The organism is Clavibacter michiganensis subsp. insidiosus (assembly GCF_002240565.1).
In the GTDB taxonomy this organism is placed as follows: Bacteria; Actinomycetota; Actinomycetes; order Actinomycetales; family Microbacteriaceae; genus Clavibacter; species Clavibacter insidiosus.
Genome location: NZ_MZMO01000001.1, coordinates 107,680 through 133,791, shown reverse-complemented (window position 1 = coordinate 133,791; position 26,112 = coordinate 107,680). Strand labels below are relative to the sequence as shown.

Here is a 26,112-nt window from a genome sequence, read left to right as displayed (position 1 = left end):
CCGCTCGCTACGCTCGGGACCATGGACGACGGCCCGGATGCAGCGCGCATCCGGGCCGTCGTGGTCGACGACGCCGTGCTCCTCCGGGAGGGGCTCGCGCGCGTGCTCGTCGAGGCGGGCATCGACGTCGTCGCCCAGCACAGCGACGCCGCCCGCTTCCTCGCGGCGCTCGCCGACGACGCCCCCGACGTCGTGGTGATGGACGTGCGCATGCCGCCGACCTTCTCCGACGAGGGGATCCGCGCCACGGTCGAGGCCCGCCGGCGCGTGCCGGGGATCGGCGTCCTGCTGCTCTCGCAGTACGTCGAGGCCGCCTACGCCGAGGAGGTCTTCCGGAGCGGCACCGCCGGCATCGGCTACCTGCTCAAGGACCGGGTGACCCGGCTCGAGGAGATCGACGACGCCGTGCGCCGCATCGCGTCCGGCGGCACCGTGCTCGACCCGGAGGTGGTGACGCAGCTCATGGCCCGACGACGCGACCCCCTCAGCGCGCTGACCCCGCGCGAGCGCGAGGTGCTCGCGCTCATGGCCGAGGGCCGCACCAACGCGGCGATCGGCCGGGCCCTGGTCATCGGCACCGGCGCGATCGAGAAGCACGTGACGAGCATCTTCTCGAAGCTCGGCCTGGAGGACACGGGCGAGGACCACCGCCGGGTCCTCGCCGTGCTCGCCTACCTCGGGTGACGCGAGGGGCGCGGAGCCCTACTCGTTGTCCCCGCCCGTGGAGCTCGCGACCGACAGCTGGCCGACGCCCACGTTCGCCGCGTGCACGCTGCCCGTGACGGAGTCGGCCCAGGTCCAGTCGGCGACCTCGGGGATGTCCTCGCCGTGCTCGCGCGTGTACTGGCGGGCGCGGAGGCGGGCGTCCTCCATCCGCTGGCGGAGCGGGCCCTGCGTGCGGCTGAGGCCGGGCGTGCGGTCGATCGCGTCGATCACCAGGTGGTACCGGTCCATGTCGTTGAGCATCACCATGTCGAACGGCGTGGTCGTGGATCCCTCCTCCTTGTAGCCGCGCACGTGCAGCTGCGCGTTGTTCGCGCGGCGGTAGGTGAGCCGGTGGATGAGCCACGGGTAGCCGTGGTACGCGAAGACCACCGGGATCCCGGCCGGGAACAGCGCGTCGTAGCCCGCCTCCGACAGGCCGTGCGGGTGCTCGCCCTCGGACTGCAGGCGCATGAGGTCGACGACGTTGACGACGCGGATCTTGAGTCCCGGGATCTCCTCGCGGAGGATCGACACGGCCGCGAGCGTCTCGAGCGTGGGCACGTCGCCCGCGCATCCCATGATCACGTCCGGCGCCTCGCCCGCCACCTCGGTGCCGGCCCAGTCGAAGATGCCGATGCCGCGGGTCATGTGCGCGATCGCGTCGTCCATCGAGAGCCAGTCGAAGCTCGGCTGCTTGCCGGCGACGACGACGTTCACGTAGTCCTCGGAGCGCAGGCAGTGGTCGTAGGTGGAGAGCAGCGTGTTCGCGTCGAAGGGCAGGTAGACGCGCACGACGTCGGCCTTCTTGTTCACGACGTGGTCGATGAAGCCCGGGTCCTGGTGCGAGAGGCCGTTGTGGTCCTGGCGCCAGACGTGCGACGACAGCAGGTAGTTGAGCGACGCGATGGGGCGGCGCCACGGGATCCCCTTGGAGACCTTGAGCCACTTCGCGTGCTGGTTGAGCATCGAGTCGACGATGTGGATGAACGCCTCGTACGAGGTGAAGAGGCCGTGGCGGCCGGTGAGCAGGTAGCCCTCCAGCCAGCCCTGGCACTGGTGCTCGCTGAGCATCTCCATCACCCGGCCGGCGCGCGCGAGGTGCTCGTCGGTGGGGCGGATCTCGCCGTCGAACTGCTTGTCGGTGACGCGCAGCACGCCGCCCAGCCGGTTGCTGGCGGTCTCGTCGGGGCCGAAGATCCGGAAGTCGTGCGGGTTGCGGACGACGACGTCGGTGAGCCAGTCGCCGAGCACGCGCGTGGGCTCGTGCACGGATCCGCCGGGCGTCGGCACGTCGACCGCGTAGTCGCGGAAGTCGGGCAGGTCGAGGTCGCGCTTCAGGAGGCCGCCGTTGGCGACCGGGTTGGCGCTCATGCGGCGCTCGCCGACCGGAGCGAGCGCGGTGGCGAGGGCGACCGGGGCGCCGCGCTCGTCGAACAGCTCCTCGGGCCGGTACGACCGCATCCAGTCCTCGAGGATCCGGAGGTGCGCCTCGGTGTCGCGCGCGCTGGCGAGCGGCACCTGGTGGGCGCGCCAGTCGTTCTCGGCCGGGTGGCCGTCGATCTCCTTCGGGCAGGTCCAGCCCTTCGGGGTGCGGAGGATGATCATCGGCCAGGCCGGGCGGCCCTCGAGCGTGCCGGCGGCAGCGGCGGCCTTGATGTCGGCGATCTGCTCGAGCACCACGTCCATCGTCTCGGCCATGCGGCGGTGGACGGCCGCGGGATCCTCGCCGTGGAAGCCGCCCGAGACGACGTAGGGCGTGTGGCCGTAGCCGCGCATCAGGTCCAGCAGCTCCGACTCGGGGATGCGGGCGAGCACGGTCGGGTTCGCGATCTTCCAGCCGTTGAGGTGGAGGATCGGCAGGACCACGCCGTCGTGCAGCGGGTCGAGGAACTTGTTCGAGTGCCAGCTGGTGGCCAACGGCCCTGTCTCCGCCTCGCCGTCGCCGACGACCGCGGCGACCAGCAGCCCCGGGTTGTCGAACGCGGCGCCGTAGGCGTGGGAGAGCGCGTAGCCGAGCTCGCCGCCCTCGTGGAAGGAGCCGGGGGTCTCCGGGGCGACGTGGCTGGGGATCCCGCCGGGGAACGAGAACTGGCGGAACAGGCGGCGCACGCCCTCCTCGTCCTGCGTGATCCGCGGGTACACCTCGGTGTACGTGCCGTCGAGGTACGCGTTCGCGACCATGCCGGGGCCGCCGTGGCCCGGGCCGATCACGTAGACGGTGTCGAGGTCGCGCTGCTGGATCACGCGGTTGAGGTGCGCGTAGATGAAGTTGAGGCCGGGCGTCGTGCCCCAGTGGCCGAGGAGGCGCGGCTTCACGTCGTCGAAGGTCAGCGGGCGGCGCAGCAGCGGGTTGTCGAGCAGGTAGATCTGGCCGACGGAGAGGTAGTTCGCGGTGCGCCACCACATCTCGAGGCGGGCGAGGGCCTCGGCGTCGAGCGGGGCGGGCGCGCGGTGCGGGAAGGCGGAAGGGGGCGTGGGCGTCGCCCCGGGAGCGTAGGCGGGCGCGGCGGGCGTGACGGATTCCGGGAACGCGGTGAGGGTCATGGATCCAGGCTCGTCTCGGGGTGCGCCGCGGGGGAGGGGCGAAGGTCCCGCGGCGGTGGTCGGCCGGACCGCGGGACCGAAGGCCCTGTCGGCGCGCGTGGGCCCGCGGTTGCCTGGCCTCACACGACCAAGGACACGAGGACGACATGACCGCCCGCACCATGCACGCCGCCCACACGATGGACACCGCCCACTGGGACCTGCTCAAGCGGCAGACCCGCGCGCGCCTGATGCGCCGCGGCGAGCTCATCGCGCCGCTCCCGCCGGGCGTCCACGACGTCGAGTGCGACACGCACCGCACGCGGGCGCAGCGGGAGCGGGCGGGGGAGTAGCGCGCGGGCCGAGGTCGCGCAGCTCAGATGACCTCCGCCGCCTGCCGCGCGATCTCCCACTCCTCGTCCGTCGGCACGACCAGCACCGCGACGGGCGAGCCCTCCGGGGAGATGCGGCGGGCGTGGGTGGAGGCGAGCTCGTTGCGGTCGGGATCCACCTGGATGCCGAGGTGCTCGAGGCCGGCGAGGCTGCGGCGGCGCAGCAGGGAGTCGTGCTCGCCGACGCCCGCGGTGAAGACCACCGCGTCGAGGCCGCCGAGCTCGGCCATGTAGGCGCCGACGTAGCGGCGGATCCGGTGCCGGTAGACCTCCAGCGCGAGCGCCGCGCGCGGGTCGCCGTCGAGCTCGGCGGCCTGCACGTCGCGCATGTCGCTGGATCCGGTGAGCCCGAGCAGCCCGCTGCCCCGGTTGAGCAGCGCCTCCAGCTCGTCGAACCCGAGGCCCGCCTGGCGGTGCAGGTGGAAGAGCACGGCCGGGTCGATGTCGCCCGAGCGCGTGCCCATCACGAGCCCCTCGAGCGGCGTCAGGCCCATCGAGGTCTCGATGGAGCGGCCGCCGTCGATCGCGCAGGCGGAGGCGCCGTTGCCGATGTGCAGCACGATCATGCGGGTCTCCTCGAGCGGCTTCCCGAGGAAGGCGGCGGCCGCGCGCGAGACGAATTGGTGCGAGGTGCCGTGGAAGCCATAGCGGCGGATCCCGAAGCGCGCGGCGAGGTCGGCGTCGATCGCGTAGGTGGAGGCGGCCTCGGGGATCGTGCGGTGGAACGCGGTGTCGAAGACGGCGACGTGCGGCACGTCGGGCAGCACGGCGCGGGCGGCGCGGATCCCGGCGAGGTTCGCGGGGTTGTGCAGGGGCGCGAGGGCGGAGAGCTCGTCGATGGCGCGCTCCACGTCGGCGTCGACCACGACGGCGCGGTCGAACAGGGATCCGCCGTGCACCACGCGGTGGCCGACCGCGAGGGGCGGCGGCAGGTGCGCGGCCTGGACGCGATCGAGGGCGATGCGCACGGCGGACTCGTGGTCGGGCGCGTCACCGCCGGGCTCGCCGATGCGCTCCACGGTGCCGGACGCGCGCGCGGCGCCCGTGACGGGATCCACGAGCCGGTGCTTGAGCGAGGAGGAGCCGGCGTTGAGGACGAGGACGGACGCGGCGGGTGCGGAGGCGGGATCGGAGGGCATGGGTCGACCCTGCGGATCCGCGGGCGCGCGCGGCAGGGGCGAACGTCCCCCGGAGGCACTCGCGCGTCGCGGGACCTAGGTGTACCCGGCCATGACGTTGGTGACACTTCGGGGCGTGTGAGGAGGCCTCCTGGCTTGATGGAGCTGTCTAGTTCTGCCACTGCCAGGAGGCCTCGATGTCCCACGCTAATGCTCGTCTGACGGTTCACGGGAGGGTTCTCCTCGTGCGGCGGGTGGTCGAGGATCGTCGGCCGGTCTCGCATGTCGCGCGCGAACTCGGTGTGTCGCGTCAGTGCGCGCATCGGTGGGTGAATCGGTTCCGGTCCGAGGGCTTCGAAGGCTTGTCGGACCGGTCCTCGAGGCCGAGACGGGTGCCGACGAGGACGAGCCCGGAACGAGAACGAGCCGTCGTGGAAGCGAGGACCCGATTGCGATCAGGTCCTGCCCGGTTGGCGCCGGTGACCGGTGTTCCAGCCCGCACGATCTCCCGCATCCTGCGGCGGCACGGGGCACCGCCGTTGGCATGGTTGGACCCCGTCACCGGGGCCGTGATCCGGGCATCCCGGTCGACGGCAAACCGGTACGAGCATGAGCATCCCGGCGACCTGATCCACGTCGACGTGAAGAAGCTCGGCCGGATCCCGGACGGCGGCGGCTGGCGGGCGCATGGCCGCAGCGAACAGGTTCGTGGTCGTGGGATCGGGTTCGATTACGTCCACGCCGTGGTCGATGACCACACCCGCCTCGCCTACGCGGAGATCCACCCGGACGAGAAGGGCGTGACCGCGGCAGGGTTCCTGACCCGGGCCGCGGCGTACTTCGCCGAGCACGGCATCACCCGCATCGAACGGGTCCTGACGGACCACGCGTTCGCCTACCGGCACTCGGCCGCGTTCCAGAACGCGGTCACGCAGCTCGGTGCGAGGCAGAAGTTCATCCGCCCGCACTGCCCCTGGCAGAACGGCAAGGTCGAACGCTTCAACCGCACCCTCGCGACCGAGTGGGCCTACCGGCAACCCTTCACCAGCAACCAAGCCAGAACCGACGCCCTTGATCCGTGGATCCAGCACTACAACACTGAACGAATCCACTCGAGCCACGGGCTGACGCCCGCGGCCCGAGTGTCACCAACGTCATGACTCAGTACACCTAGGGCCCTGCCGACGGGAGCCCGCAGCGACGAGCCTGGATCCACCGGGCACCACCGCCCGGACCAGCCGAAGGGGAACGACCATGACCGCCCACACCGTCACCACCACCGCAGCCGGGGCGGGACGGACCACGAGCGCCGCCGCCCCCGTCCTCGCCGTCGACGAGCGCACCCGCGTCACCACGGAGCGGGGCCGCGTCGCGCTCGCCGTGCTCCGGATCGCGACCGGCTTCGTCTTCCTCTGGGCCTTCCTCGACAAGACCTTCGGCCTCGGCTTCTCCACCCCGGTGGAGCGCGCCTGGGTCAACGGCGGCACTCCCGCCCAGGGGTTCCTCACCAGCCCGGCCGTCACGGGTCCGCTCGCGCCGTTCTTCGCCGGGCTCGCGAACCCCCTCGTGGACGTGCTCTTCATGCTCGCGATGCTCGGCACCGGGCTCGCCGTGATCCTCGGCATCGGCCTGCGCGTCAGCGCCGTCGTCGGCACCGGCGTCATGCTGCTGATGTACCTCGCCGAGTGGCCGTTCGCCGCGAACGCCGCCTCGACCAACCCGCTCGTCGACTACCACATCGTCTACGCGCTGGCCCTGATCGTCGTCGCGTACCTGTCGGCCGGCGACACCTTCGGGCTCGGCCGGGCCTGGCGCCGGCTGCCGATCGTGCGGTCGCAGCGCTGGCTCGTGTAGCGCGCTCCGCACGGGAGGGCCGGGATCCCCGAGGGTCCCGGCCCGTCGTCGTGCGTGTGCGGGAGCCCGATCACGCTCGTGGAGCCGAGATCAGGCGGACCCGGGTGCAGGCGCCGCCGCGGCGTCGAAGCGGCGGCGGTGGTCGGCGATCACGTGCTGGTGCTCGCCGACCCATTCGCCGACGGTGAAGGCGACGTTCTGCAGGGAGTGGCGTCCGACGAGGGATCGGCTGCCGAGACAGGTGGCCGGGCTGTTTGTCGCACGGTCCGCCTACGATGTGACGAACGCGTTGTGAGCTGGAAAGGGGGACGCGATGAGCGTCCGCATCCCAGTGAGCGCGGAGGTTCTGCGCTGGGCAGTCAAGCGTGCCGGGTGGGGCGAGGACACGGTTCACGGCCGATTCCCGCGGTTCGAGCAGTGGTTGGTCGCCGATCCCGCACCGACTCTCCAGCAGTTGCAGTCTTTCGCTCACGCCGCCCATGTGCCGTTCGGCTATCTCATGCTCGAAACTCCTCCCGCGGAGCCCATCCCGATCCCCGATTTCCGGACTCGCGGTGACGCGCAGCGCGAGGATCTGTCTCCCGACCTTCGAGACACGATCTACCTGTGTCAGCGCCGCCAGGCGTGGTTCCGCGACTTCGCCGTCGCGCATGGTCTCGAGCCTGTTCCACTCGTTGGTTCCGCGTCCGTGGGCGACCCAGTCGAGCCGGTTGCCGAACGCATTCGAGATGCCATCGGCTTCGGCATGGATCGGCGAAGCGCGTTCGGAAGTTGGGAGGCGGCGTTCCGGCAGCTCATCGACCTCATCGAGGACGCGGGCGTGCTTGTATCCGTCAACGGGGTGGTCGGTGCTGATACGCACCGGGTGCTGGATCCCGTCGAGTTCGGCGGATTCGCTCTCGTCGACGACTTCGCACCTCTGATCTTCATCAATGCCGCGGACGCGAAGGCAGCGCAGATCTTCACGATCGTGCATGAACTGGCCCACATCGCAGCCGGGGAATCCGCGCTCTCTGACGCGGGCGTAGATCGCCTCGATCACGACGAGCACGAACGGTGGTGCAATCAGATCGCCGCCGAGGTCTTGGTACCTCAGGCGACGCTCCCTGGAGTGTTCAGAGGTGTAGCCGACGCTAGCGAGCTTCAGCGACTCGCTGTCCTCTACCGGGTGAGCACGCTCGTGGTGCTGCGTCGCCTCCACGACACGCAGCTCATCGGGCGGGAGGATTACCGGATGTGGTACCGGGAAGAGCTCGCCAGGGTGCAGGAGTTCGCAAGGAAAGCGAAGGACGGAATCAGCGGGGGAAACTTCTACAAGACGCAGCCTTTGCGTCTAGGTCGCAGGTTCGCGCGTGCTGTCGTCGCCGATGCCCGAGGCGGCCGGACCACCTATGGAGAGGCCTACCGGCTTCTTGGGACAGCGAAGCCCGAGACGTTCGGGAAGCTCGCTGACGAGTTGGGAGTCGCGTGATGTACCTCCTCGACACCAACGTCTTCATCGAGGCCAAGAACAGGTACTACGCCTTTGATCTCGCGCCAGGCTTCTGGGACTGGCTCGAGGCCGACGCAGACGCCGGCGTGATCGGAAGCATCGAGGAGGTCAACGACGAACTTGTCGCCGGAGCCGACGAACTGGCCGGATGGGCCCGCGCTCACCCCGACATGTTCGAGTCCGCGGATCAGCAGACGGCTCTGAAGCTTGCAGAGCTCGCGACCTGGGCAAGTAGCGGTCAGTTCACCCAGGCGGCAGTCGACGAGTTCCTGGATGTGGCCGACTACTACCTCGTCGCTCATGCCGCTGCGCATGGCCACACCGTCGTCACGCACGAGATCAGGCGAATGCGCGGAAGCGCATACTCATCCCCAACGCATGCCGAGCCCTCGGCGTTCCCTACTGCACGACGTTCGCCATGCTTCGCTCCCGCTCGGTGCGATTAGATCTCGGCGCTGCCTGACCGCTTTGCCGCGCATCTTCGCAAACAGCGAGATGGGCTGAAAGTCCCTCAGCGTGACTCCATCCCGTCGTCAATCGGCTGAGCGCTATGCCGTCATTGATCGCTTCCTGAAAATCATCGGAGTAGTGAACTGGGATCAGCTGCTCTTCTTTGGCGACTCGCCACCCTGAGCCCGCTCCTCGTACCCAAACCCTCCGCATCCAACTGCCTTCAAAGTGGCGCCTGATCACATACAGGCGCTTCTCCGCGCGGTGTACTTGTGCTGCGGAGCCTTGATCGTCAATAGTCCCCGTGGAGCCTACCGGCATAGCCTCATAATCCATCATGCGCAGTAAGCGCATACTGCTCCTGGGGTAAGTGGTGTCCCTCGTCGCGTGCGCTACTTTCTCCACTCTGCTCCGGAATTCGCGACAGGCTCTCGTTTCGAGGTCTACAGTCAAGGCAAGTATGAAGATGGAGTTGCCCCCGAGTGGGCCCTAAATGATAAGACCCTTGTACTCGACTTGACTCGCTCGCGCCAGGTGGCGTGGTTGGATGGGCGCCTGCCTCTGCCCATTGGGTCCGCAATTGAACTTTTTGACCCCAATACGAACACACATGGCACCGCAACGGTCACGGGCATCCGGCTCCTCAACGGCACGAGCCACGTACCCAATCAGGTCTGTCTCGACTGTGAAGTTGAGCCGCGCTGGTGGGAGGGAGTGGACAAGAACGACTGATAGCGCGGCCGTGGGCGTCGGCCGTCGTCAGGCCCCCGGCCGCCGCGGGTGCGTCATCCCGTACACGGCCGCCTGCGTGCGGCGCTCGACGCCGATCTTCTCCAGCAGACCGGAGACGTAGTTCTTCACGGTCTTCTCCGCGAGGCCGAGGCGCTCGCCGATCTGCCGGTTGGTGAGCCCCTCGGTGATGAGCGCGAGGATCTGGCCCTCGCGCAGGGTCAGGTGCGGCTCGCCCGCGGGGGCCGCCGGCGCGAGGATCCGGGCGCGCGCCCGCCGCACCACCTCGCGGTCCATGAGCTGCCCGCCCGCGGCGACCCGGCGGATCGCGTCGACGAGGCCGGCGCCGCGGATGTCCTTGAGCAGCCAGCCCTGCGCGCCCGCCAGCACGGCGGCCTCGAGCGCGGAGTCGTCGTCGAACGCCGTGAGCATGAGGCACGGCAGACCCGGGTGGCGCGAGCGGATGCGGCGGCAGGCGTCCACGCCGGATCCGTCGGGCAGCCGCACGTCGAGCACCACCACGTCGGGCCGGGTCGCCTCCACGCGCGCGACGGCGTCGCGGACGGTGCCGGCCTCGCCGACCACCTCGAGGTCGTCCGCGCGCTCGATCACGTCGGCGATGCCGCGGCGCACGAGCTCGTGGTCGTCGAGCAGGAAGACGCGGGTCATCGGGTCCGCCCCGCGGCCTCGGGCGCGCCGTCGACGGCCGTGACAGCCCCGGCGGCGACGGCCGCCGGCCCCGGCACGCTCCACGTGAGCACCGCGCCGCCGGCGTCCTGCGGGGCCAGCGAGCTGGATCCGCCGAGCGCCTCCGCCCGCGCCTCGAGGTTCCGGATGCCGCTGGCGTGCGTGCGGCCGGTCGGTCCGCGGCCGTCGTCGGAGATCCGCACGGTCGTCGCGTCGAGCGTGCAGCCCACCTCCACGACCACCGCGGTCGCGTCGGCGTGCCGCACGGCGTTGGCGAGGCCCTCGCGCACCACGGCCTCCACGTCGTCGAGCAGGTCGCCCGCCACCACCTCGTCGACGTGCCCGTGGAACACGATGCGCGGCGGCGTCGGGAACGAGCCGGCGACCTCGCTCACGACGTCGAGCAGCCGGTGCCGGGCGCCCGCGGCGCGCGGCTGGCTGGCGCGCAGCGCGAAGACGGACGTGCGGATCTCGGCGATCGCGTCGTCGAGCAGCGTCTGCACCGCCTCGATCCGCGCGTGCACCGAGGGCGCGACCGCGTGCACGTCCATCCCGTTCAGCGACAGCCCCGCGGCGAACAGGCGCTGGATCACGTTGTCGTGCAGGTCGCGCGCGATCCGCCCGCGGTCCTCCAGCAGGGCGACGCGCTCGCGGGCGGCTCGCGCGCCGCGGAGCTCGAGGGCGACGCTGGCGTGGGCGGCGAAGTCGGCGATGAGGTCGAGGTCGAGGTCGGCGAAGCGGGCGGATCCGGGCGCGCGCGCCACGACGAGCGCCGCGTCGAGGCCGCCGGGCCGGGCGAGCGGCACCGTGATCGCGCTGCCGGTGGAGCGCTCGCCGTCGGGGGATCCCGGGTGCGCGAGCCCCAGCGCGAGCGCCGGGAGGCCCGAGGCGATGACGCCGGCGGCCGGCGTCTCCTCGGCGCTGAACACGCGGCCCACGTAGTCGGCCGCGTCCTCGCCCCAGGCGTCCTCGGTCGCGAACGCGCCGGACGGGGTGCGGGCGACGACGGCGACGACGGACGCGTCGGTCAGCCGGATCACGGAGGAGGCGATGAGCCCGAGCGGGTCGTCGCCGTCCTCGTCGAGCAGCGCCGACGCGATCTCCGCCTGCGCGAGCGCCCAGCCCTGCCGCCGCTCGGACTCGCCGAACAGCCGCGCGTTGTCGATGGCCACGCCCGCGGCGGCCGCGAGCGACGTGAGCAGCTCCTCGTCCTCGGGGCTGAACGGCCCGTCGGCGCGGTCGGTGAGGTAGAGGTTGCCGTAGACCTCGTCGCGCACGCGGATCGGGACGCCGAGGAAGGAGTCCATCGGCGGGTGGTGCGCGGGGAAGCCGGCCGAGCGCGGGTCGTCGGCGAGGTGCTCGCGGCGCACGGGCTCCGGGTCGTCGATGAGGGCGCCGAGCACGCCGAGGCCGCGCGGCAGGTGGCCGATGCGGGCGGCCAGGTCGGCGTCGATGCCCACGTGGATGAACTGCTCGAGCCGCCCGTCCGGCCCGATGACGCCGAGGGCGCCGTAGCGGGCGCCGACGAGGTCGACGGCGGCCTGGGCGATGCGCCGCAGCACGTCCTCGAGGTCGAGGTCCTCGGCGATGGCGCGCGTGGCGGCGAGCAGGTTCCGCAGCCGGCCCTGCGACTGGAGGACGTCGCCCGCCTTCTCGACGAGGTCGGCGATGGACCTCTCCAGCGCGGAGCGGGGCAGGTCGGGGAAGCCCATCGGCGGATCGGTGCGCACGTGCGGCCTCTTCCCATGACCGGCCGACCCACGGGACCTCCGGCCCTACGTCACCCGGCCGGGCCGCGCGACGCTCGAAACCTAGCACCTGCTAGGCGGAGGAGGACCACGGTGGACGAGACGATGACAGCCCGGACGGACGTCGAGGGCACCCGCGTCGCCGGCTCCCCGGCCCGGATCGCGGCGCCCTGCGCGGTGGGCTACGACGGATCCGCGGCCAGCGTCACGGCGCTCGGCTGGGCCGTCGACCGGGCGATCCGCTCCGGCGGCGACGTGCAGCTGGTCGGCGTCGTCGACGACGACGCCGGCGGGATGGGCGTGGCCTACGCGCAGCAGAGCGCGCGCGACCTCGGCGCCCTCCTCTCCGCGGCGGCAGCGCGCGTCGCATCCGCCCACCCGGGCCTCGCCGTCACCACCCGCCTCGTCACGGGCGCCGTCGCCCCCGCCCTCGCCGCCGCGGTGCGCGCGGACGACGTGCTCGTCGTCGGATCCGACAAGACCGGCTACGCCCGCGGCCGCCTCTACGGCGTGCGCAGCGTGCAGCTCGCCTCCCTCGTGCCCGGCCCGCTCGTGGTCGTGCCCTCCGCCGACCTCCGGCTCCGCGACGGCGTCGTCGTGGCGCTCGACGGCACGGCCACGTCCGACGCGCTCGCCCGCGCGGGCGCCGAGGAGGCGTCGCAGGCGGGCTGCCGCGTGAGCCTCGTCCACGCCGTGCCGCAGGACGGCGGCGCCGACGCGCGCCACCGCGGCGACGAGGTGCTGCACCGCGCGCTCGACGTGGCGCACCAGGTGGATCCCGGCCTCGAGGTCACCCGGCACCTCACCTCGCGGCGCCCCGCCGAGGCGATCCTCAACCTGGCCCGCGACCGCGCGCTCCTCGTGATCGGCCGGTCCCGCCGCACGCCGTCGCCCGGCATCGGCGGCACCCTCCACGAGGTGCTCATCAACGCCAACGTGCCCGTGATGATCCTGCCGGGCACCCCTACCCCGAAGACCGACCCCCGCACCACCGAGACCGAAGAGGCCCGAGCATGAGCACGAGAGAGAACAGCAAGCTCACCGTCGTGGGCGCCGGGAGCGTCGGCGCGAGCGTCGCGTACGCGGCCCTCATCCGCGGATCCGCCCGGCACGTCGCGCTCTACGACATCGCCGCCGAGCGCGTCGAGGCCGAGGTGCTCGACCTCGCGCACGGCACGCAGCTCACGGGCGCGAGCGAGATCAACGGCGGATCCGACCTGCGGGTCGCCGAGGGATCCCACGTGGTCGTCATCACGGCCGGCGCCAAGCAGCGACCGGGCCAGTCCCGCACCGACCTCGCGGGCGTGAACGCGGGGATCATCGAGGGCATGATGCCCGGCCTCCTCGAGGTCGCGCCCGACGCCGTCTACCTCCTCGTCACGAACCCCTGCGACGTGATGACCGTGATCGCCTCCCGCGTCTCCGGCCTGCCGCGCTCGCGCGTCTTCTCCTCCGGCACCGTGCTCGACACCTCGCGGCTGCGCTGGGAGCTCGCGCGCCGCGCCGGCGTCTCCACGAGCAGCGTGCACGCGCACATCGTCGGCGAGCACGGCGACACCGAGTTCGCGCTCTGGGACGAGGCCATGATCGGCACGGTCCCGATCCTCGAGTGGGAGACCGAGGGGCACCCGCGCATGACGGTCGAGGAGCTCGAGCTCATCGCCGTCGACGTGCGCGACGCCGCCTATCGCGTCATCCGCGGCAAGGGCGCGACGAACCACGCCATCGGCCTGTCGAGCGCGCGCATCGCGGAGGCGATCCTGCAGGACCAGCGCGTCGTGCTGCCCGTGAGCACCGTGCTCGATGGCTTCCACGGGATCGACGGCATCGCGCTGTCCGTGCCGTCGATCGTCGGCGCGCACGGGGCGACCCCCATCCGGAGCACGCCGTTCTCCGCCTCGGAGCTCGCGAAGCTGGCCGTCTCGGCCGAGGCGCTCACCGCCGTGCTCGCGACCGTGGGGGCCTGAGCCATGTGGATCCAGGATCCCGACCCGCTCGGCGTCCCGTGGCTCTCGGCGCTCGTCGCCGCGATCCCGATCCTCCTGTTCCTCGTCTGCCTGGTGGTGCTCAAGCTCACCGGGCTGCAGGCCGCGGGCGTGGCGCTCGTGGCCGAGGTCGCGGTGGCGCTCGGGATGTTCGGCATGCCCATCCCGGCGCTCGCGGGCGCGGGCCTCCTCGGGGTGCTCAGCGCGATCTGGCCGATCGCGTACATCATCCTCATGGCCGTCTGGCTCTACCGGCTGGCGGTCGCGAGCGGGAAGTTCGACGTGATCCGCGCGTCCATCGCCGCGATCTCGCCCGACCAGCGGATCCAGGTGCTCCTCATCGCCTTCTGCTTCGGCGCGTTCCTCGAGGGCGTCGCCGGGTTCGGCGTGCCCATCGCGATCTGCGCGGCCATGCTCGTGACCCTCGGCTTCCGGCCGGTGCGCGCGGCCATGATCAGCCTGGTCGCCAACTTCGCGGCCGGCGCGTACGGCGCCGTCGGCATCCCCGTGATCGTGGGCGCGCAGGTCGGCGGGATCGACGTGATGGACCTCTCGCGCGACCTCGCGCTCATCCTCCAGCCCGTCACGCTCCTCATCCCGTTCCTGCTCGTCGTGATCCTCGACGGGTTCCGCGGCCTCCGCGAGACCTGGCCGGCGACGCTCGTCGTGACGCTCGTGTTCAGCGGCACGCAGGCGGCCGTGCTGCTGTTCCTCGGGCCCGAGCTCGCGGCGATCCTGCCGGGGCTGCTCGGGATGGTGGCGCTCGCCGCGCTGCGCCTCGTGTGGACGCCGCGGCACGTGTTCGTCGAGGGCGAGGCGCGCGCGGTCTCGGGCCGTCCCGCCCGCGGGGGCGCCGTCCGCGACGCCGGCCGCTCCGGGGGATCCGCCGCGACCGCGACGCTCACCGCGCCGGTCGCCGTCGCGCCGCCCGCCGTTCCCGCGCCCGCCCGCCACACGGCCCGCGAGGTCCTCGCCGCGTGGAGCCCGTTCTACGTGCTCACCGTGCTCGTCTTCGTCTGGAGCACGCCCGCGTTCAAGGCGCTCTCCGCACCCGGCGGCCCGCTCGCCTGGGCGGTCGTCACGGTGCCGATGCCCGGCGTGACGGGGCGGATCACGACCGCGGGCGGCGCCGTCGTCGCGAACGCGTGGAGCTGGACGCCGATCGGCGCGACCGGCACCGCGATCCTCCTGGCCGTCGTGATCACCGCCCTCACCTCCCGCGCGCTCACCCGGGCGGTGGTGCTCGAGCAGCTCCGCGGCACCGGGCGCGACCTGGGGAAGGCGCTCGTGCTCATCGCCGCGATCCTCGTGCTCGCCCAGATCGCGAACCTCTCCGGCGGATCCGCGGGCATCGGCGGCGCGCTCGCGGGCGCCGGATCCTGGTTCCCGCTGCTCGCGCCCGTGATCGGCTGGGTCGGCGTCTTCCTGACCGGCTCGGTCGTGAACGCGAACACCCTGTTCGCGCAGCTGCAGGCCACGACGGCCGGGCGGATCGGCGTGGACGCGACGCTGCTCGTGGCCGCGAGCACCGCGGGCGGCGCGGCGGGGAAGGTCATATCGCCGCAGTCGATCGCCATCGCGGCCGGCGCCGTGGGCCTCACGGGACGAGAGAGCGAGATCCTGCGGGCGTCCATCGGCTACAGCCTCGGGATCCTCGTGGTGCTCAGCCTCTGGACCTTCGGGCTCTCGCAGCTGCTGCCGGGGTGAGCCGGCGCCCGGCCGGGGGGACCATCGGCCCTGGCCGGGCAGCGGGCGCGGATCCAGCATGGGGCCATGACATCGCGCAGCACGCCCCTCGCCGACGCACCTCGCCCCGGAACCCGAGCGGGGCGTGCGGCCGACGCTCCCGCGGCGGATCCCGACCGCGCGGCGCAGCCGGCGATCCCCGCGGGGAGCATCGTCGTCGGCCACGACGGATCCGCCGAGGCGCAGGCCGCGCTCGACCAGGCGCTCGAGCTGGCCGCCGCGCTCGGCGCCCCGGTGGCCGTCGTGCGGACGTGGTCCATCGACACGGCGCCGTCCGGGGCCGTGTTCCACGACGGCTACGCGGCGTCGTTCGCGGAGATCGGCGAGATGGTCGAGGAGCGGTTGCGGGCGGAGACGGCGTCGCGGATCCGCCGCCACCCCGAGCTCGACGTGCACCTGCGGAGCGTGCTCAGCCAGCCCGCCGAGACCCTCATCGCCCTGTCGCACGACGCGCGGATGCTCGTGGTCGGCTCACGCGGCCTCGGCGGCGTCGCCGGGATGGTGCTCGGGTCGGTGAGCGAGCGCTGCGTGCGCCACGCCCGCTGCCCGATCCTCGTCGTGCCCCGCACCCGGGATCCGCGCGCGTGACCGCAGACGGCCGGGACCTCCGCCTCTACGGGCGGCAGCGGTCGGGCGCGAGCCTGGTGATGCGGCCGACGCGGCCGCCCCGTCCGTCAGGAGACCCCATGTCCGTCCACCTCCCGTCCGCCGCCCGCCTGCTCGTGCCGGCATCCGCCGCCGCCGCGCGAGGGCGGGTGGCCGTGGACCGCGAGCGCGAGGCGGTCGTGGTGGATGCCACCGCCACCCTCGAGCGGCGCTTCCCGCCGGCCTCGCACGAGCACGTGAGGGAGCTCGCGGGCGACGCGTACGCCTCGATCGTCGGTCCCGGCGTCCCCATCCGCGGCTATCTGCGGAACCTCGTCGTGCACCGCGCGGGGGGTCGGCTCGTGAGCGAGCGGAATCGGGCTTCCGCGGGGGAGGTCTCGCCGTCCGCCGTCCCGTCCGCCGCCGTCCCGTCCGCCGCCGTCGGCGTCGTGCCGTCCGCCACCCGGCCCGCGGCCGGCTGGGACAGCCGGCCGATCGCGGTCGGCTTCGACGGATCCGCCGCGTCCGAGTCGGCGGTCGACCGGGCCCTGCTGATCGCGGGATCGCTCGGGGTGCCCGTGCGGCTCGTCGCGGCGTGGCAGTACCCGATGGCCTTCGCCCGCTTCCCGCTCGCGGAGTGGACGCCCGCCGCCCACGCCCAGGGCCGCATGGACGCGTCCGTGGCCGCCCGCTTCGGGGGTGCGCCGCCCACCTGGCTCACGACGGCGACCGTCGAGGGCCCCGCGGCGCCCGTCCTCCTCGCCGCGAGCCGCGACGCGCAGATGCTCGTCGTCGGCAGCCGCGGGCACGGCGGGTTCGCGGGGCTGCTGCTCGGGTCCGTCAGCTCCGCCTGCGCCGAGCACGCCGAGTGCCCCGTGCTCGTGATGCACGCGCCGCGCGTCGAGCACGAGGATCCCGTGAGCGCCGGAGCCGAGGCCCTCGGCGACGGGAGCCGGGCGTCGGACGCACCCGCGTGGGCCGGCGCCTGACCGGCGACGAGCCGGTCGGGGCAGGAGGTCCCGCGGGACCTTGGTCCCGGTCGCGCATCGCCGCGCATGAGACGGTCCGGTGCGTGCTGCATCAGCGTCGATGCGGTGCGTGCCGACCACCGCGCCACGCGCGCCCCGAGGGGGAGGACCCGAGGTGACCACGATCGAGAACCGCAGCACCGACCAGGTCACGCGCCGATCGGTCGAGGACGAGCTGGCCTGGACGCCCGAGGTCGACGCGCCGGGCATCGGCGTCGCGGTCGTCGACGGCGTGGTCACGCTCTCCGGCGAGGTCGACGACCTCGGCCGCCAGCACGCCGCCGTGCGCGCCGCGTTCCGCACGACGGGCGTCACGACGGTGGTCGACGACCTCGTGATCCACCCCGGCTCGTACACCTGGACCAGCACCGAGACCGACCTCGCGAAGAAGGTCCAGCAGGCCCTCGCCTGGAGCTCGCAGGTGCCGCCCGAGGTGCACGCGACGGTGTCCGGCCACGAGGTGACGCTCGGCGGCACGGTCGAGTGGCAGTACGAGCGGGCGGCGGCGGCGCGGGTCGTGCGCGGGATCCGCGGCGTCTCGTCGGTCGTGGACGGCATCGCGCTCAGCCCGCGCGCGGCCGCGGGCGACACCGAGCGGCGGATCCGCGACGCCCTCATCCGCAGCGCCACCGTGGACGCCGAGCGCGTGCGCGTCGCGGCCGAGGGCACCACCGTGACCCTCAGCGGCCGCGTGGGATCCGACGACGAACGGCAGCAGGCGGTCGCCGCGGCGTGGGCGTCCCCGCACGTGGAGCACGTGGTGGACGCCATCCGCGTCGACCGCTGAGGCGCGTCGGACCGGCTCAGCCGATCCCGAGGTCGAGCTCCGGCTCGCGCCCCGCCGCGTCGGCGGCCGGCACCGGCACCAGCTCGACGGCGATGCGCACGCCGTGCCCCGCGGGATCCACGTGCAGCGTCACCGTGCGGCCCACGAGCGCGTCGGCCTCCGCGACGCCGTCCCGGAGGGCGACCTTCACGGTGATGTACTCCAGCGCGCGCGACAGGGCGCGGCCCCAGTCGGCGGCATGCGGGCTCGAGGCGAGCGTGACGAAGCGCTCGCCGTCGGATCCCGCGGCCCCACGGTCGACGTCGGCGGGCCCGGGCGCGGGCACCGCATCGTCCTCGAGCCCCGTGATCGCCGCCGTGACGACGGGCGGCGCGCCCGCGCTCGCGAGTCCCGCGGCGGCGCTCACGCGACGGCCGTCCGGACGCGGGGCGGTGCCGGGGTCGGGGCGGCCGCCGGCTCGTCGTGCATCACCAGCACCGGGCACCTCGCGTGCTCCGCGCAGGCCGAGCTGACGGATCCGAGCAGCAGGCCGATGAAGCCGCCGTGCCCGCGGCTGCCCACGACGAGCATCTGCGCCTCGCGGCTGAGGCGGATCAGCACGCTCGCCGCACCGCCCTGGTGCAGCTCGGTCGTGAGCCACGCGGGCACGTCGGCGCCGAACCGGGCGCGGACGGCGTCGTCCACGATCGTGCGCGCGAACTCCTCCGGCGACCAGTCGACGATGCCGGAGCCGCTGTACTGCACGGGCATCTGCCACGCGGCGACGAGCCGCAGCGGGGCGTCGAGGGCCCGGGCCATCACGATCGCGCGGTCGAGCGCGACGAGCGAGGCGGGGGATCCGTCGACGCCGACGAGGAGGGGCCGCGCGTCGGCGCGCGGTGCGGGGGATTCCATGGGGGAGGTCATGCGCGACGGTATCCACGCGGCGGATGCGCCCGGCAGGGCCGAAGGTCCCCGCGGGACCAACGGCCCTGTGGGTCGCGTGAGCGCCGGCGCACCCTGGAGGGGAGGCCGGAGGGCCTGATCCACCGACGGAGGGACACCCGATGACGCGCATGGCGATCGTGGGCTGGGACGGCAGCCGGGCATCGGAGGCGGCCCTCGCGTGGGCCGTCGCCCGGGAGCAGGAGGACGGCGGCGCGACCGGCGAGATCGTCGTCGTGACGGCCGTCGAGCGCACGCGCGCCGACGTCCGGCATCCCGGCGCGGCACCCGGCGTGCAGGCCGCCCGCACGGCCGTCGAGGAGCGGGTCAGTCGGGAGGCGCGGGCGCACCCCGAGCTCCGGATCCGCGGGGAGGCCCTCACGGGATCCCCCGAGGACGTGCTCTCCCGCTGGTCGTCGCCCGACACGCTCGTCGTGGTCGGCGGGGCGAGCGTCAGCCGCTCGCGCCTGCGCCGCCGCATGCCCATCGGGGAGCGCCTGGCCACCCGGTCGTGCCGCGCGGTCGCGGTGATCCCCGCGGACTGGGATCCGGCCGAGGGCGTCGGGGGCGGCATCGTCGTCGGCGTCGACGGCACCCGCTCCTCCCACGCCGCCCTCCGCTTCGGCGAGCACGAGGCCGAGCGCGATCGTGTCGGCGTCGCCGCCGTCCACGTCTGGACCGAGCCGTACGTGTGGGACCAGATCTACGTGCCCGCCGACGAGCTGCGCGAGATCGTCCGCACCCAGCACCGCGACCTCCTCGAGGACGCGGTCGTCGAGGCGTCCGACGAGACGCCCGACGTGCCCGTGGAGCGCCGCGCGGTCGCCGGTCACCCGTACTTCGCCCTCGTCCGCGAGAGCGCCGGCGCCCGCATGCTCGTCGTCGGCAGCCACAGCCACGGATCGCTGGTCCGGCGGCTCCTCGGGTCGGTGAGCGCGACGCTCGTCGCGATGGCGCCGCTGCCGGTGGTCGTCGTCCACCCGACCGCACCCGTCTCGGCGGTGCTCTCATGACGCGCGAGGGCTTCACCGAGTACCTCACCCCGGAGCAGTGCCTGGCGCTCCTCCGGCAGCGGTCCGTGGGGCGCATGGCGTTCGTCGCCGACGGCCGCATCGAGCTGTTCCCGGTGGACTACGCGATCGTCGACGGCGCCATCCGGATCCGCAACTCGGGCGGCACCAAGCAGGCCGCCTTCGACCGCGGCCAGGACGTCGTGTTCGAGGTCGACGAGCCCGGTCCGATCGAGACGTGGAGCGTCGTCGTGCGCGGCGTCGCGCGGCTCGTGCCGGACGGGGCGCCCGCGGCCCCGCGCATCGCCCCCGCGTCGACCGACCTCGGCCGCTCGCACCGGGTGGAGATCTCGCCGGTGGTGATGACGGGGCGCATGTTCGGCGCGCCCCTGCATCCCGTGGCGTGACGGACCACGGCCGCGCGGGGGCTCCATCCCCCACCCCTGCGCAGCCGTGAGCAGGGCGGACGGGCAGGGTGCTCGTCCGCCCGTGCAGGCGGTCGCGCGCGTCGGCTGCCGCGTACGGTCGAGGCATGACCCGACCCGTCTCCGACCCCGACGTCCGCATCCGCACGACCCGCCGGGTCCTCGTCGCCGTCTTCGCGCTCCTAGCGGTGGGCCAGACGGTGGTCGGCGACCTGGACTTCTCGCCGCGCGGACCATCCGTCCCATGTCCCAAGAGCACCCGTCGACTGGTGGGTTTCAGAGACCTCGGCGGTGGGATGATCAGCCCGCGTGGGTCCACCTGTTCACGACCCACCCGACCGCCGCAGGATCGTCGACGAGGCCGTCCGCCCAGTCGCACGCCAGCGACACGGTCGGGCCGTCCGGCTCGCCGATCTCGTTGGCGAACACCGCCGATGCCAGACTTCGGGCGTCGTTCGGCGAGAAGGATGCAGCGAGCTCCTCCAGCGACCAGCGGCGACCGATCAACCGGGAGGACTGCAGGGACCGGTAGAGGACGACGGCCGAACCATCCGCGAGAGCTCGGCCAGCCACCCAGGATTTCTCCGGTGCCAGGCCGGGGGTCGCCAAGAACCGCTCACGGATCGACTCGACGAACAGCTCACCGTCGTCCTTCACTTGACCTCCTCCCCGATAGCGAGAGGCTCATAGGACCACGAAGTGGAAGTGGAAGTGGGCGATTCCCCGGACAGGCGCGCGGCGGTCGGTTTCTTCACTCCGATCGCGAGGTCTACCCAGGCGGGACAGGTGAGTGCTCCGTCCGGGTTGATGCAGTATGCCGTGATGATCCCTACCTCCTGCCCGCCCAAAGCGACGCCGTAGTACTCGTTGTACGCTGCGGCTTTGTTTATGACCCTAACTTCGCGCGAGTCCGTCACCGTGCAGGTCTCTTCGTCAGTGCATGTGATCTCATTCGCGTAAGCCGTATAGCGCCGGTCCTCCCCCTCTGCGACCCCGCCATCGGGATTCTTCAAAACATATCCGATGGAGTTCTTGCTGAAGATGGCGTGGCGTTTTTGGATCTTGCTCCAGCCGAACCCGACGGCCCCGTCGTAAGTCCCCTGTCGGAGGACGATCGTCCGGCCGGCGGCGTCAGTCTCGGTCCCGACGACGGTGGCGCCATCAGCTGCAGACGCGGGCGGCGTGGCCGCAAGCCCGGACACGCTGAACAGGCCGATCAGAATCGCCGCGATCGCTCCGTCCCTCACGCGTCGCTTCATGCGCTCCGTGGATTTTCCCATGGTCATCGCCCTCTATTCGAGACAATTCTCCTGTGGTGAGCGGGCCGGTCTGGACAGCACACGGCACCTGATGCAGGTCAGATTCGCGCCAGATATCAAGTCACCGCACTAAACCAGCTGCACTGGCACGCGAACGCAATCATCGACATGTGGTGATCGCGACCGAACAAGCCAGCCGTCATTCGTCTGGGAACCACGGTAGGGCTGACGGTCGGGTGTGGTGAAGCCGGTCGCGTCGTCGCCCTCGCCCATGAAGACGTGCAGGTAGCGGGTCCCCTCGACGAAGCCGACGCGGCGGTACCAGGCGTTCGCGGCGGGATCCTCGCGGGTCCAGGCGTCGAGCTCGGTCGCGCCGGTGCCCGCGAGCAGCGGGACGGCGGCGTCGAGCAGGTCCGTGGCGATGCGCCGGCCCTGGTGGTCGGGGTGGACCGCGACGGTGTCGATGGTGGCGAGGCGGCCCTCGACGCCGATGTCGAGGATCCCGACGATCGTGCCGTCGGGATCGACGGCGACGAGCGCGACCGACGGCTCGGCCGGTTCCGGGCGGTGCGGCTGCACGTCGTCGAAGTACTGCGAGCCGAGGAAGGAGAGCGCGCGGCAGCGGATCCAGCCGGGCTCGTCGGCGGGGGAGTATGCGCGGATGGTGGGCGCGGGGTGCGCGGGCATGCGGGGTCCTGTCGTCGAGGTGCGCCGGGCCGAGCGGCCGGGCGCGGGTGGAGGGGGAGCGGGGCGGGCGCTCATCTCGACGACATGCGTCCACCGTGGCGGACGTGACGCTGGCCCGCAAGGCCCGCTGCGGATCCGCGTGGCTCAGCCGAAGACGTACGACGCGAGGTCCGCGGGAACCTGCTCCCGCTGCCAGGCCAGCTCCGCGACGAGCGCTTCGCCCGACAGCGCCTTGCTCGTGTACCGCGGGATCTGGCGGCCGTGGGCGGCCATGTGGGCGACGGCCGCGGCCTGGCCGACGGCTCGTGCGACGGCCGTGGCCTCCGGGGACACGGCGTCGCGGGCAGCGGCATGGCACGCGAAGGCGAGGGTGCGCATCGCGCCGACGCCCGCGGATCGGTCCGCGAAGCCCGCCGCCCCGGCGATGGCGTCGCGCAGCCGGCCGTCGCCAGGGCGCTCGGCGGAGAAGATCGGGAGGAGCCGCGCCCCGCACGCCGCCGACCAGACGATGAGCCGCCGACGGTCGCCCTCCGACAGCGTCAGGTCCGCGGCGTCGATCATGCGCCCAGCGTTCCACACGGCCCGCGGACCGGAGTCGCGGTCAGTCCAGCTCGCGCCCCATCTGGATCCGCCGCCCGAGCCGGTCGAGGCCGAGCCGCGCCTCCGTCTCCACGAGCGCCGCGTGGAACGGCGTCGCGGGCGGCTCCTCCGCGAACCCCATGCGGGCGTAGGAGGGCGCGTTCCACGGCACGTCCGCGAAGGTGCGCAGCGTGATCCGCCGGTGGCCGCGCCGCCGTGCCTCGTCCGCCGACGCCTCGACGAGGGCGCGTCCGTGTCCGCGACGGCCGTGCTCGGGCGGCACCGCGACCTGCTCGAGGTGGGCGAGGCCGTCGACCTCGAGGACGTGGGCGAAGCCGACGAGCGCGGCATCGGATCCGTCGGCCGCCTCGTCCGCGACCAGCAGGAACCCCGGCTCCGCGGCGCGCGACGCCCCGGTCGGCGCGGGCGGCCAGTCCTCCGGCCGCAGCAGGTCGACGAGCAGCTGGTCGGCCGCGTCCTCGATCCCCTGCAGCGCGTCGAGGTCGGCGGGGGTGGCGAGGCGGATCCGAGTGGGCACCGGAGCATCGTACGAGGCGGTGCGCGCGGGGATCAGCCGAGCACGCGCTCCGCCGCCTCGAGCACCAGGTCGAGCAGCCCCACGAGCTCGGCGACGGCGGACTCCGCGGGCTCGTCGGGGAGGCTGCCCCGTCGCGGCGTGGATCCGGAGTCGAGCGAGGCGACGAGGTCCGCCGCGAGCTTCCACCGCAGCGCCATCGCCGCGTCGAGGCCCCGCCGCACGACGTCCCTCGGCACGTCCGAGCCGGCGGAGCGCATCCCCCGCGCGTAGCGGCCGACGGCCTCGTCGCGCACGGCCCCCACGTCCGCGGCGGACGCATCGCCCCGCCGCACCGACGCGCACAGCAGCGACGCGAGGTCGGCGCCCACCGGTCCCGGGCCCACCGACTCCCAGTCGATGAGCACGATCCCACCCGCGTCGCGGAAGACGTTGGCGCCCGTCGCGTCGTGGTGGCAGAGCGTCGGCGGCAGCTCCTCGAGCGCGGCGCGCACACGGTCCTGCCCCGCGAGCGCTCGCGCGGCGGCGGGGATGCACGCGCCGAGCCTCGCGCGGGCGGCGGGCCCGGGTGCCGCGAGGATCCGTGTCCCGTCAGCCGCCGCCTCGGGCTGCGCGTGCCGGTCGATCCACCCGGTGAAGAGCCACGGATCCACCGGCGGTCGACCGAGCCAGCGCCCGGCCAGCGCGCCCAGCGCCTCCGCGGCGTCGAGCAGCGCGGCGCGGTTGAGCGGCCGCGGCCCGCGGTGCCGCACCTCCTCGATCCAGAGCGTGACGCCGCCGGTCGCGTCCACGAGGGTCCCGTGCGCGCGCGGCGCGCGGATCCCCGCCGGCAGCGCGTCGAGGAGCCCCGATCGGTAGGCGGCCAGCTCGCGCGCGCCGTTGTCGACGAGGTACGGCACGGCCAGCGCGGGCCCCTCCGTGCGCTTCTCGACGAGCGCCCACGGCAGGCCCGCGCCGTCGTCGAGGCGCGCGAGCCCGCGGATCCGCGCGACCGACCGGTGCGCGAGCAACGCGTCGTACTCGAGCGGCTCCCGTACGACGCCCTCGAGCGCCACGACGGGCCGCCCCAGGAGGTTCGCGACGGCGGCCGTCAGCCCCGCGCGTCCCTCGTCGTCCATGCCCCGACGCTACCGATGCGGCGCCGGGGCGAGGAGGGCGTCGTGCTAGTCGGCGTCCACCACGATGACCGTGACCACCGGCGTGCGGCGGTGGCGGCGCTGGAGCCAGCGCTGCAGGCCGTCGCTCATGGCGCGCTCGGCGGCGACGCCGTCGAGGTGGCGCTTGGCGGCCGCGTTCTTGAGGGCGGTGCTGATGGCGGCCTCGGCCTCGGGGATCCAGCCGTCGTGCTCCACGAAGCCGCGCGTGATGAGCTCGGCCGGGTGGATGAGCTTCTGCTCCTTCTCGTCGAAGATGCCGAGCACGGTGATCTGCCCCTCGGCGGCGAGCGTGCGGCGCTCCTCGAGGGCCTCCTCGGTCGCGACGCCGATGGTCATGCCGTCGACGAACACGTAGGGCGCGGGCACGCGGCCGGAGATCGACGCGCGGCCGTTGACGAGGTCGACGCTCACGCCGTCCTCGATCACGAGCGCGTTCTTCACGCCCGTGCTCTCGGCCAGGGCGGCGTTGGCGACGAGGTGGCGCCACTCGCCGTGCACGGGCAGCACGTTGCGGGGCTTCACGAGGTTGTAGCAGTAGACGAGCTCGCCGGCGCTCGCGTGGCCGGAGACGTGCACCTTGGCGTTGCCCTTGTGCACGACGTCGGCGCCCCAGCGGATCAGGCCGTTGATGACGCCGTAGATGGCGTTCTCGTTGCCGGGGATGAGCGAGCTGGCCAGGAGGATCGTGTCGCCCTCGCCCACCTCGATGATGTGCTCGCGGCGCGCCATGCGGCTGAGCGCCGCCATCGGCTCGCCCTGCGACCCGGTGCAGATGAGCGTGACCTTGTCGTCCGGCAGCTTGTTCAGCGCCTTGAGGTCGATGACGAGGCCCTTGGGGATGCGCAGGTAGCCGAGGTCGGAGGCGATCTTCATGTTCCGCACCATCGAGCGGCCCACGAACGAGACCTTCCGGCCGTACTGCTCGGCGGAGTCGAGCACCTGCTGGATCCGGTGCACGTGGCTCGCGAAGCTGGAGACGACGATGCGCTTGGGCGCCGTGCGGAACACCTTCTCGATGGCGGGCGTGAGATCCTTCTCGGCGGTGGTGAAGCCGGGGACCTCCGCGTTGGTCGAGTCCGTGAGGAACAGGTCCACGCCCTCCTCGCCGAGGCGGGCGAACGCGCCGAGGTCGGTGAGGCGGCGGTCCATCGGGAACTGGTCCATCTTGAAGTCGCCCGTGTGCAGGACCATGCCGGCGCCGGTGCGGATCGCGACGGCGAGGCCGTCCGGGATGGAGTGGTTCACGGCGACGAACTCGAGGTCGAACTTGCCCATGGTGATGCGGTCGCCCTCCTTCACCTGGCGGGTGACGGGCTTGATCTTGTGCTCCTCGAGCTTCGCGCTGATGAACGCGAGCGTGAGGCGGGATCCGATGACGGGGATGTCGGGACGCTCCTGCAGGAGGTAGGGGACGCCGCCGATGTGGTCCTCGTGGCCGTGCGTGAGCACGATGCCCGTGATCTTGTCGAGGCGCCCGCGCAGGGTGCTGAAGTCGGGGAGGATCACGTTGATGCCGGGCTGGCTCTCCTCGGGGAAGAGGACGCCGCAGTCGACGATGAGCAGCTCGCCCTCGTACTCGAACAGCGTCATGTTGCGGCCGACGTCGCCCAGGCCGCCGAGGGGCGTGACGCGCAGCCCGCCGCGGGGCAGGCGCCCGGGCTTGGCGATGTCGAGGGCGTGGGCGTGGGAGGTGGGAGGCATGGTGCC

26 protein-coding genes and 1 pseudogene are annotated in these 26,112 nt (G+C 72.9%); 14 read left to right on the top strand and 13 right to left on the bottom strand.

Features of this window, described 5'->3' with window-relative positions; genetic code table 11:
• Positions 1–21: 21 nt before the first annotated feature.
• Positions 22–684, top strand: coding sequence for a response regulator transcription factor (locus B5P21_RS00740; RefSeq protein WP_045530055.1), 663 nt, complete (start codon positions 22–24; stop codon positions 682–684).
• Positions 685–702: 18 nt separating this feature from the next.
• On the opposite strand, the gene B5P21_RS00735 is transcribed toward B5P21_RS00740, so the two are convergent.
• Positions 703–3,249 (bottom strand): phosphoketolase family protein, encoded by a 2,547-nt coding sequence (locus B5P21_RS00735; RefSeq protein ID WP_094170648.1) that lies wholly within the window; start codon positions 3,247–3,249, stop codon positions 703–705.
• 146 nt (positions 3,250–3,395) lie between these two features.
• Between B5P21_RS00735 and B5P21_RS00730 the strand changes: the two genes are divergently transcribed.
• Positions 3,396–3,581 (top strand): hypothetical protein, encoded by a 186-nt coding sequence (locus B5P21_RS00730; protein WP_045526103.1) that lies wholly within the window; start codon positions 3,396–3,398, stop codon positions 3,579–3,581.
• 23 nt (positions 3,582–3,604) lie between these two features.
• On the opposite strand, the gene B5P21_RS00725 is transcribed toward B5P21_RS00730, so the two are convergent.
• On the bottom strand, positions 3,605–4,759 hold the full coding sequence (locus tag B5P21_RS00725; protein ID WP_045526105.1) for an acetate/propionate family kinase: 1,155 nt from the start codon (positions 4,757–4,759) through the stop codon (positions 3,605–3,607).
• Between the two features lie 176 nt (positions 4,760–4,935).
• Between B5P21_RS00725 and B5P21_RS00720 the strand changes: the two genes are divergently transcribed.
• From B5P21_RS00720 to B5P21_RS00705, 4 genes and pseudogenes are all read left to right on the top strand, one after another.
• Entirely contained in the window at positions 4,936–5,898 is a 963-nt protein-coding gene (locus B5P21_RS00720) for an IS481-like element IS1122 family transposase (protein WP_094170647.1), read from the top strand.
• 94 nt (positions 5,899–5,992) lie between these two features.
• Positions 5,993–6,592 (top strand): DoxX family protein, encoded by a 600-nt coding sequence (locus B5P21_RS00715; RefSeq protein ID WP_094170646.1) that lies wholly within the window; start codon positions 5,993–5,995, stop codon positions 6,590–6,592.
• Positions 6,593–6,905: 313 nt separating this feature from the next.
• Positions 6,906–8,063, top strand: a complete 1,158-nt coding sequence (locus B5P21_RS00710) for an ImmA/IrrE family metallo-endopeptidase (RefSeq protein WP_094170645.1) — start codon at positions 6,906–6,908, stop codon at positions 8,061–8,063.
• A pseudogene (locus B5P21_RS00705) lies at positions 8,063–8,547 on the top strand (DUF4411 family protein). Before B5P21_RS00710 ends, B5P21_RS00705 begins: the two are co-directional and overlap by 1 nt.
• 746 nt (positions 8,548–9,293) lie before the next feature.
• Here B5P21_RS00705 and B5P21_RS00700 read toward each other — a convergent pair.
• The gene (locus B5P21_RS00700; RefSeq protein WP_045526109.1) at positions 9,294–9,932 is read right to left on the bottom strand and encodes a response regulator transcription factor; all 639 of its coding nucleotides are present in this window, start codon (positions 9,930–9,932) and stop codon (positions 9,294–9,296) included.
• A complete protein-coding gene (locus tag B5P21_RS00695; RefSeq protein WP_133064144.1) occupies positions 9,929–11,680 on the bottom strand; it encodes a sensor histidine kinase in 1,752 nt (583 codons plus the stop codon). The genes B5P21_RS00700 and B5P21_RS00695 overlap by 4 nt, the downstream gene beginning before the upstream one ends.
• A gap of 123 nt (positions 11,681–11,803) precedes the next feature.
• Between B5P21_RS00695 and B5P21_RS00690 the strand changes: the two genes are divergently transcribed.
• From B5P21_RS00690 to B5P21_RS00665, 6 genes are all read left to right on the top strand, one after another.
• Positions 11,804–12,715, top strand: coding sequence for a universal stress protein (locus tag B5P21_RS00690; protein WP_165770590.1), 912 nt, complete (start codon positions 11,804–11,806; stop codon positions 12,713–12,715).
• The gene (locus tag B5P21_RS00685) at positions 12,712–13,665 is read left to right on the top strand and encodes an L-lactate dehydrogenase (protein ID WP_094170642.1); all 954 of its coding nucleotides are present in this window, start codon (positions 12,712–12,714) and stop codon (positions 13,663–13,665) included. Before B5P21_RS00690 ends, B5P21_RS00685 begins: the two co-directional genes overlap by 4 nt.
• Before the next feature lie 3 nt (positions 13,666–13,668).
• Entirely contained in the window at positions 13,669–15,390 is a 1,722-nt protein-coding gene (locus B5P21_RS00680; RefSeq protein WP_045526116.1) for an L-lactate permease, read from the top strand.
• Between the two features lie 66 nt (positions 15,391–15,456).
• The gene (locus B5P21_RS00675) at positions 15,457–16,017 is read left to right on the top strand and encodes a universal stress protein (protein ID WP_052663145.1); all 561 of its coding nucleotides are present in this window, start codon (positions 15,457–15,459) and stop codon (positions 16,015–16,017) included.
• A gap of 98 nt (positions 16,018–16,115) precedes the next feature.
• Positions 16,116–17,003, top strand: coding sequence for a universal stress protein (locus tag B5P21_RS16995; RefSeq protein ID WP_080939239.1), 888 nt, complete (start codon positions 16,116–16,118; stop codon positions 17,001–17,003).
• A 154-nt stretch (positions 17,004–17,157) separates the two neighbouring features.
• Positions 17,158–17,829 (top strand): BON domain-containing protein, encoded by a 672-nt coding sequence (locus B5P21_RS00665; RefSeq protein WP_045526118.1) that lies wholly within the window; start codon positions 17,158–17,160, stop codon positions 17,827–17,829.
• A gap of 16 nt (positions 17,830–17,845) precedes the next feature.
• On the opposite strand, the gene B5P21_RS00660 is transcribed toward B5P21_RS00665, so the two are convergent.
• Together B5P21_RS00660 and B5P21_RS00655 are read right to left on the bottom strand one after the other, a co-directional pair.
• The gene (locus B5P21_RS00660; RefSeq protein ID WP_045526120.1) at positions 17,846–18,235 is read right to left on the bottom strand and encodes a hypothetical protein; all 390 of its coding nucleotides are present in this window, start codon (positions 18,233–18,235) and stop codon (positions 17,846–17,848) included.
• Complete coding sequence (locus B5P21_RS00655) at positions 18,232–18,735, bottom strand: universal stress protein (protein ID WP_246865229.1); 504 nt, start codon at positions 18,733–18,735, stop codon at positions 18,232–18,234. The genes B5P21_RS00660 and B5P21_RS00655 overlap by 4 nt, the downstream gene beginning before the upstream one ends.
• Positions 18,736–18,875: 140 nt before the next feature.
• Between B5P21_RS00655 and B5P21_RS00650 the strand changes: the two genes are divergently transcribed.
• Both B5P21_RS00650 and B5P21_RS00645 read left to right on the top strand, forming a co-directional pair.
• Entirely contained in the window at positions 18,876–19,766 is an 891-nt protein-coding gene (locus B5P21_RS00650) for a universal stress protein (RefSeq protein WP_052663146.1), read from the top strand.
• Complete coding sequence (locus B5P21_RS00645) at positions 19,763–20,170, top strand: pyridoxamine 5'-phosphate oxidase family protein (RefSeq protein WP_052663147.1); 408 nt, start codon at positions 19,763–19,765, stop codon at positions 20,168–20,170. Before B5P21_RS00650 ends, B5P21_RS00645 begins: the two co-directional genes overlap by 4 nt.
• Before the next feature lie 318 nt (positions 20,171–20,488).
• On the opposite strand, the gene B5P21_RS00640 is transcribed toward B5P21_RS00645, so the two are convergent.
• From B5P21_RS00640 to B5P21_RS00610, 7 genes are all read right to left on the bottom strand, one after another.
• Positions 20,489–20,845: a hypothetical protein gene (locus B5P21_RS00640; RefSeq protein WP_045526121.1), complete on the bottom strand. Its 357-nt coding sequence runs from the start codon at positions 20,843–20,845 to the stop codon at positions 20,489–20,491.
• On the bottom strand, positions 20,842–21,474 hold the full coding sequence (locus tag B5P21_RS00635) for a hypothetical protein (protein ID WP_045526124.1): 633 nt from the start codon (positions 21,472–21,474) through the stop codon (positions 20,842–20,844). The genes B5P21_RS00640 and B5P21_RS00635 overlap by 4 nt, the downstream gene beginning before the upstream one ends.
• A 102-nt stretch (positions 21,475–21,576) precedes the next feature.
• Entirely contained in the window at positions 21,577–22,134 is a 558-nt protein-coding gene (locus tag B5P21_RS00630; RefSeq protein WP_080939241.1) for a GNAT family N-acetyltransferase, read from the bottom strand.
• A 144-nt stretch (positions 22,135–22,278) separates the two neighbouring features.
• Positions 22,279–22,695, bottom strand: coding sequence for a putative immunity protein (locus B5P21_RS00625; protein WP_045526126.1), 417 nt, complete (start codon positions 22,693–22,695; stop codon positions 22,279–22,281).
• A 40-nt stretch (positions 22,696–22,735) separates the two neighbouring features.
• Positions 22,736–23,251 carry a GNAT family N-acetyltransferase gene (locus B5P21_RS00620; protein WP_045526128.1) on the bottom strand — a complete coding sequence of 172 codons (516 nt, stop codon included), beginning with the start codon at positions 23,249–23,251 and terminating at the stop codon, positions 22,736–22,738.
• 32 nt (positions 23,252–23,283) lie between these two features.
• Positions 23,284–24,366: a phosphotransferase gene (locus tag B5P21_RS00615; RefSeq protein WP_045526130.1), complete on the bottom strand. Its 1,083-nt coding sequence runs from the start codon at positions 24,364–24,366 to the stop codon at positions 23,284–23,286.
• A 45-nt stretch (positions 24,367–24,411) separates the two neighbouring features.
• Complete coding sequence (locus B5P21_RS00610) at positions 24,412–26,106, bottom strand: ribonuclease J (RefSeq protein WP_045526132.1); 1,695 nt, start codon at positions 26,104–26,106, stop codon at positions 24,412–24,414.
• Positions 26,107–26,112: the final 6 nt, after the last annotated feature.

Excerpts from the sequence above, each read along its gene's own strand:
- B5P21_RS00740 (WP_045530055.1), top strand. The coding sequence starts at position 22 with ATGGACGACGGCCCGGATGCAGCGCGCATCCGGGCCGTCGTGGTCGAC.
- B5P21_RS00735 (WP_094170648.1), bottom strand. The coding sequence starts at position 3,249 with ATGACCCTCACCGCGTTCCCGGAATCCGTCACGCCCGCCGCGCCCGCC.
- B5P21_RS00730 (WP_045526103.1), top strand. The coding sequence starts at position 3,396 with ATGACCGCCCGCACCATGCACGCCGCCCACACGATGGACACCGCCCAC.
- B5P21_RS00725 (WP_045526105.1), bottom strand. The coding sequence starts at position 4,759 with ATGCCCTCCGATCCCGCCTCCGCACCCGCCGCGTCCGTCCTCGTCCTC.
- B5P21_RS00720 (WP_094170647.1), top strand. The coding sequence starts at position 4,936 with ATGTCCCACGCTAATGCTCGTCTGACGGTTCACGGGAGGGTTCTCCTC.
- B5P21_RS00715 (WP_094170646.1), top strand. The coding sequence starts at position 5,993 with ATGACCGCCCACACCGTCACCACCACCGCAGCCGGGGCGGGACGGACC.
- B5P21_RS00710 (WP_094170645.1), top strand. The coding sequence starts at position 6,906 with ATGAGCGTCCGCATCCCAGTGAGCGCGGAGGTTCTGCGCTGGGCAGTC.
- B5P21_RS00700 (WP_045526109.1), bottom strand. The coding sequence starts at position 9,932 with ATGACCCGCGTCTTCCTGCTCGACGACCACGAGCTCGTGCGCCGCGGC.
- B5P21_RS00690 (WP_165770590.1), top strand. The coding sequence starts at position 11,804 with ATGACAGCCCGGACGGACGTCGAGGGCACCCGCGTCGCCGGCTCCCCG.
- B5P21_RS00685 (WP_094170642.1), top strand. The coding sequence starts at position 12,712 with ATGAGCACGAGAGAGAACAGCAAGCTCACCGTCGTGGGCGCCGGGAGC.
- B5P21_RS00680 (WP_045526116.1), top strand. The coding sequence starts at position 13,669 with ATGTGGATCCAGGATCCCGACCCGCTCGGCGTCCCGTGGCTCTCGGCG.
- B5P21_RS00675 (WP_052663145.1), top strand. The coding sequence starts at position 15,457 with ATGACATCGCGCAGCACGCCCCTCGCCGACGCACCTCGCCCCGGAACC.
- B5P21_RS16995 (WP_080939239.1), top strand. The coding sequence starts at position 16,116 with ATGTCCGTCCACCTCCCGTCCGCCGCCCGCCTGCTCGTGCCGGCATCC.
- B5P21_RS00655 (WP_246865229.1), bottom strand. The coding sequence starts at position 18,735 with ATGACCTCCCCCATGGAATCCCCCGCACCGCGCGCCGACGCGCGGCCC.
- B5P21_RS00650 (WP_052663146.1), top strand. The coding sequence starts at position 18,876 with ATGACGCGCATGGCGATCGTGGGCTGGGACGGCAGCCGGGCATCGGAG.
- B5P21_RS00645 (WP_052663147.1), top strand. The coding sequence starts at position 19,763 with ATGACGCGCGAGGGCTTCACCGAGTACCTCACCCCGGAGCAGTGCCTG.
- B5P21_RS00635 (WP_045526124.1), bottom strand. The coding sequence starts at position 21,474 with ATGACCATGGGAAAATCCACGGAGCGCATGAAGCGACGCGTGAGGGAC.
- B5P21_RS00630 (WP_080939241.1), bottom strand. The coding sequence starts at position 22,134 with ATGCCCGCGCACCCCGCGCCCACCATCCGCGCATACTCCCCCGCCGAC.
- B5P21_RS00625 (WP_045526126.1), bottom strand. The coding sequence starts at position 22,695 with ATGATCGACGCCGCGGACCTGACGCTGTCGGAGGGCGACCGTCGGCGG.
- B5P21_RS00615 (WP_045526130.1), bottom strand. The coding sequence starts at position 24,366 with ATGGACGACGAGGGACGCGCGGGGCTGACGGCCGCCGTCGCGAACCTC.
- B5P21_RS00610 (WP_045526132.1), bottom strand. The coding sequence starts at position 26,106 with ATGCCTCCCACCTCCCACGCCCACGCCCTCGACATCGCCAAGCCCGGG.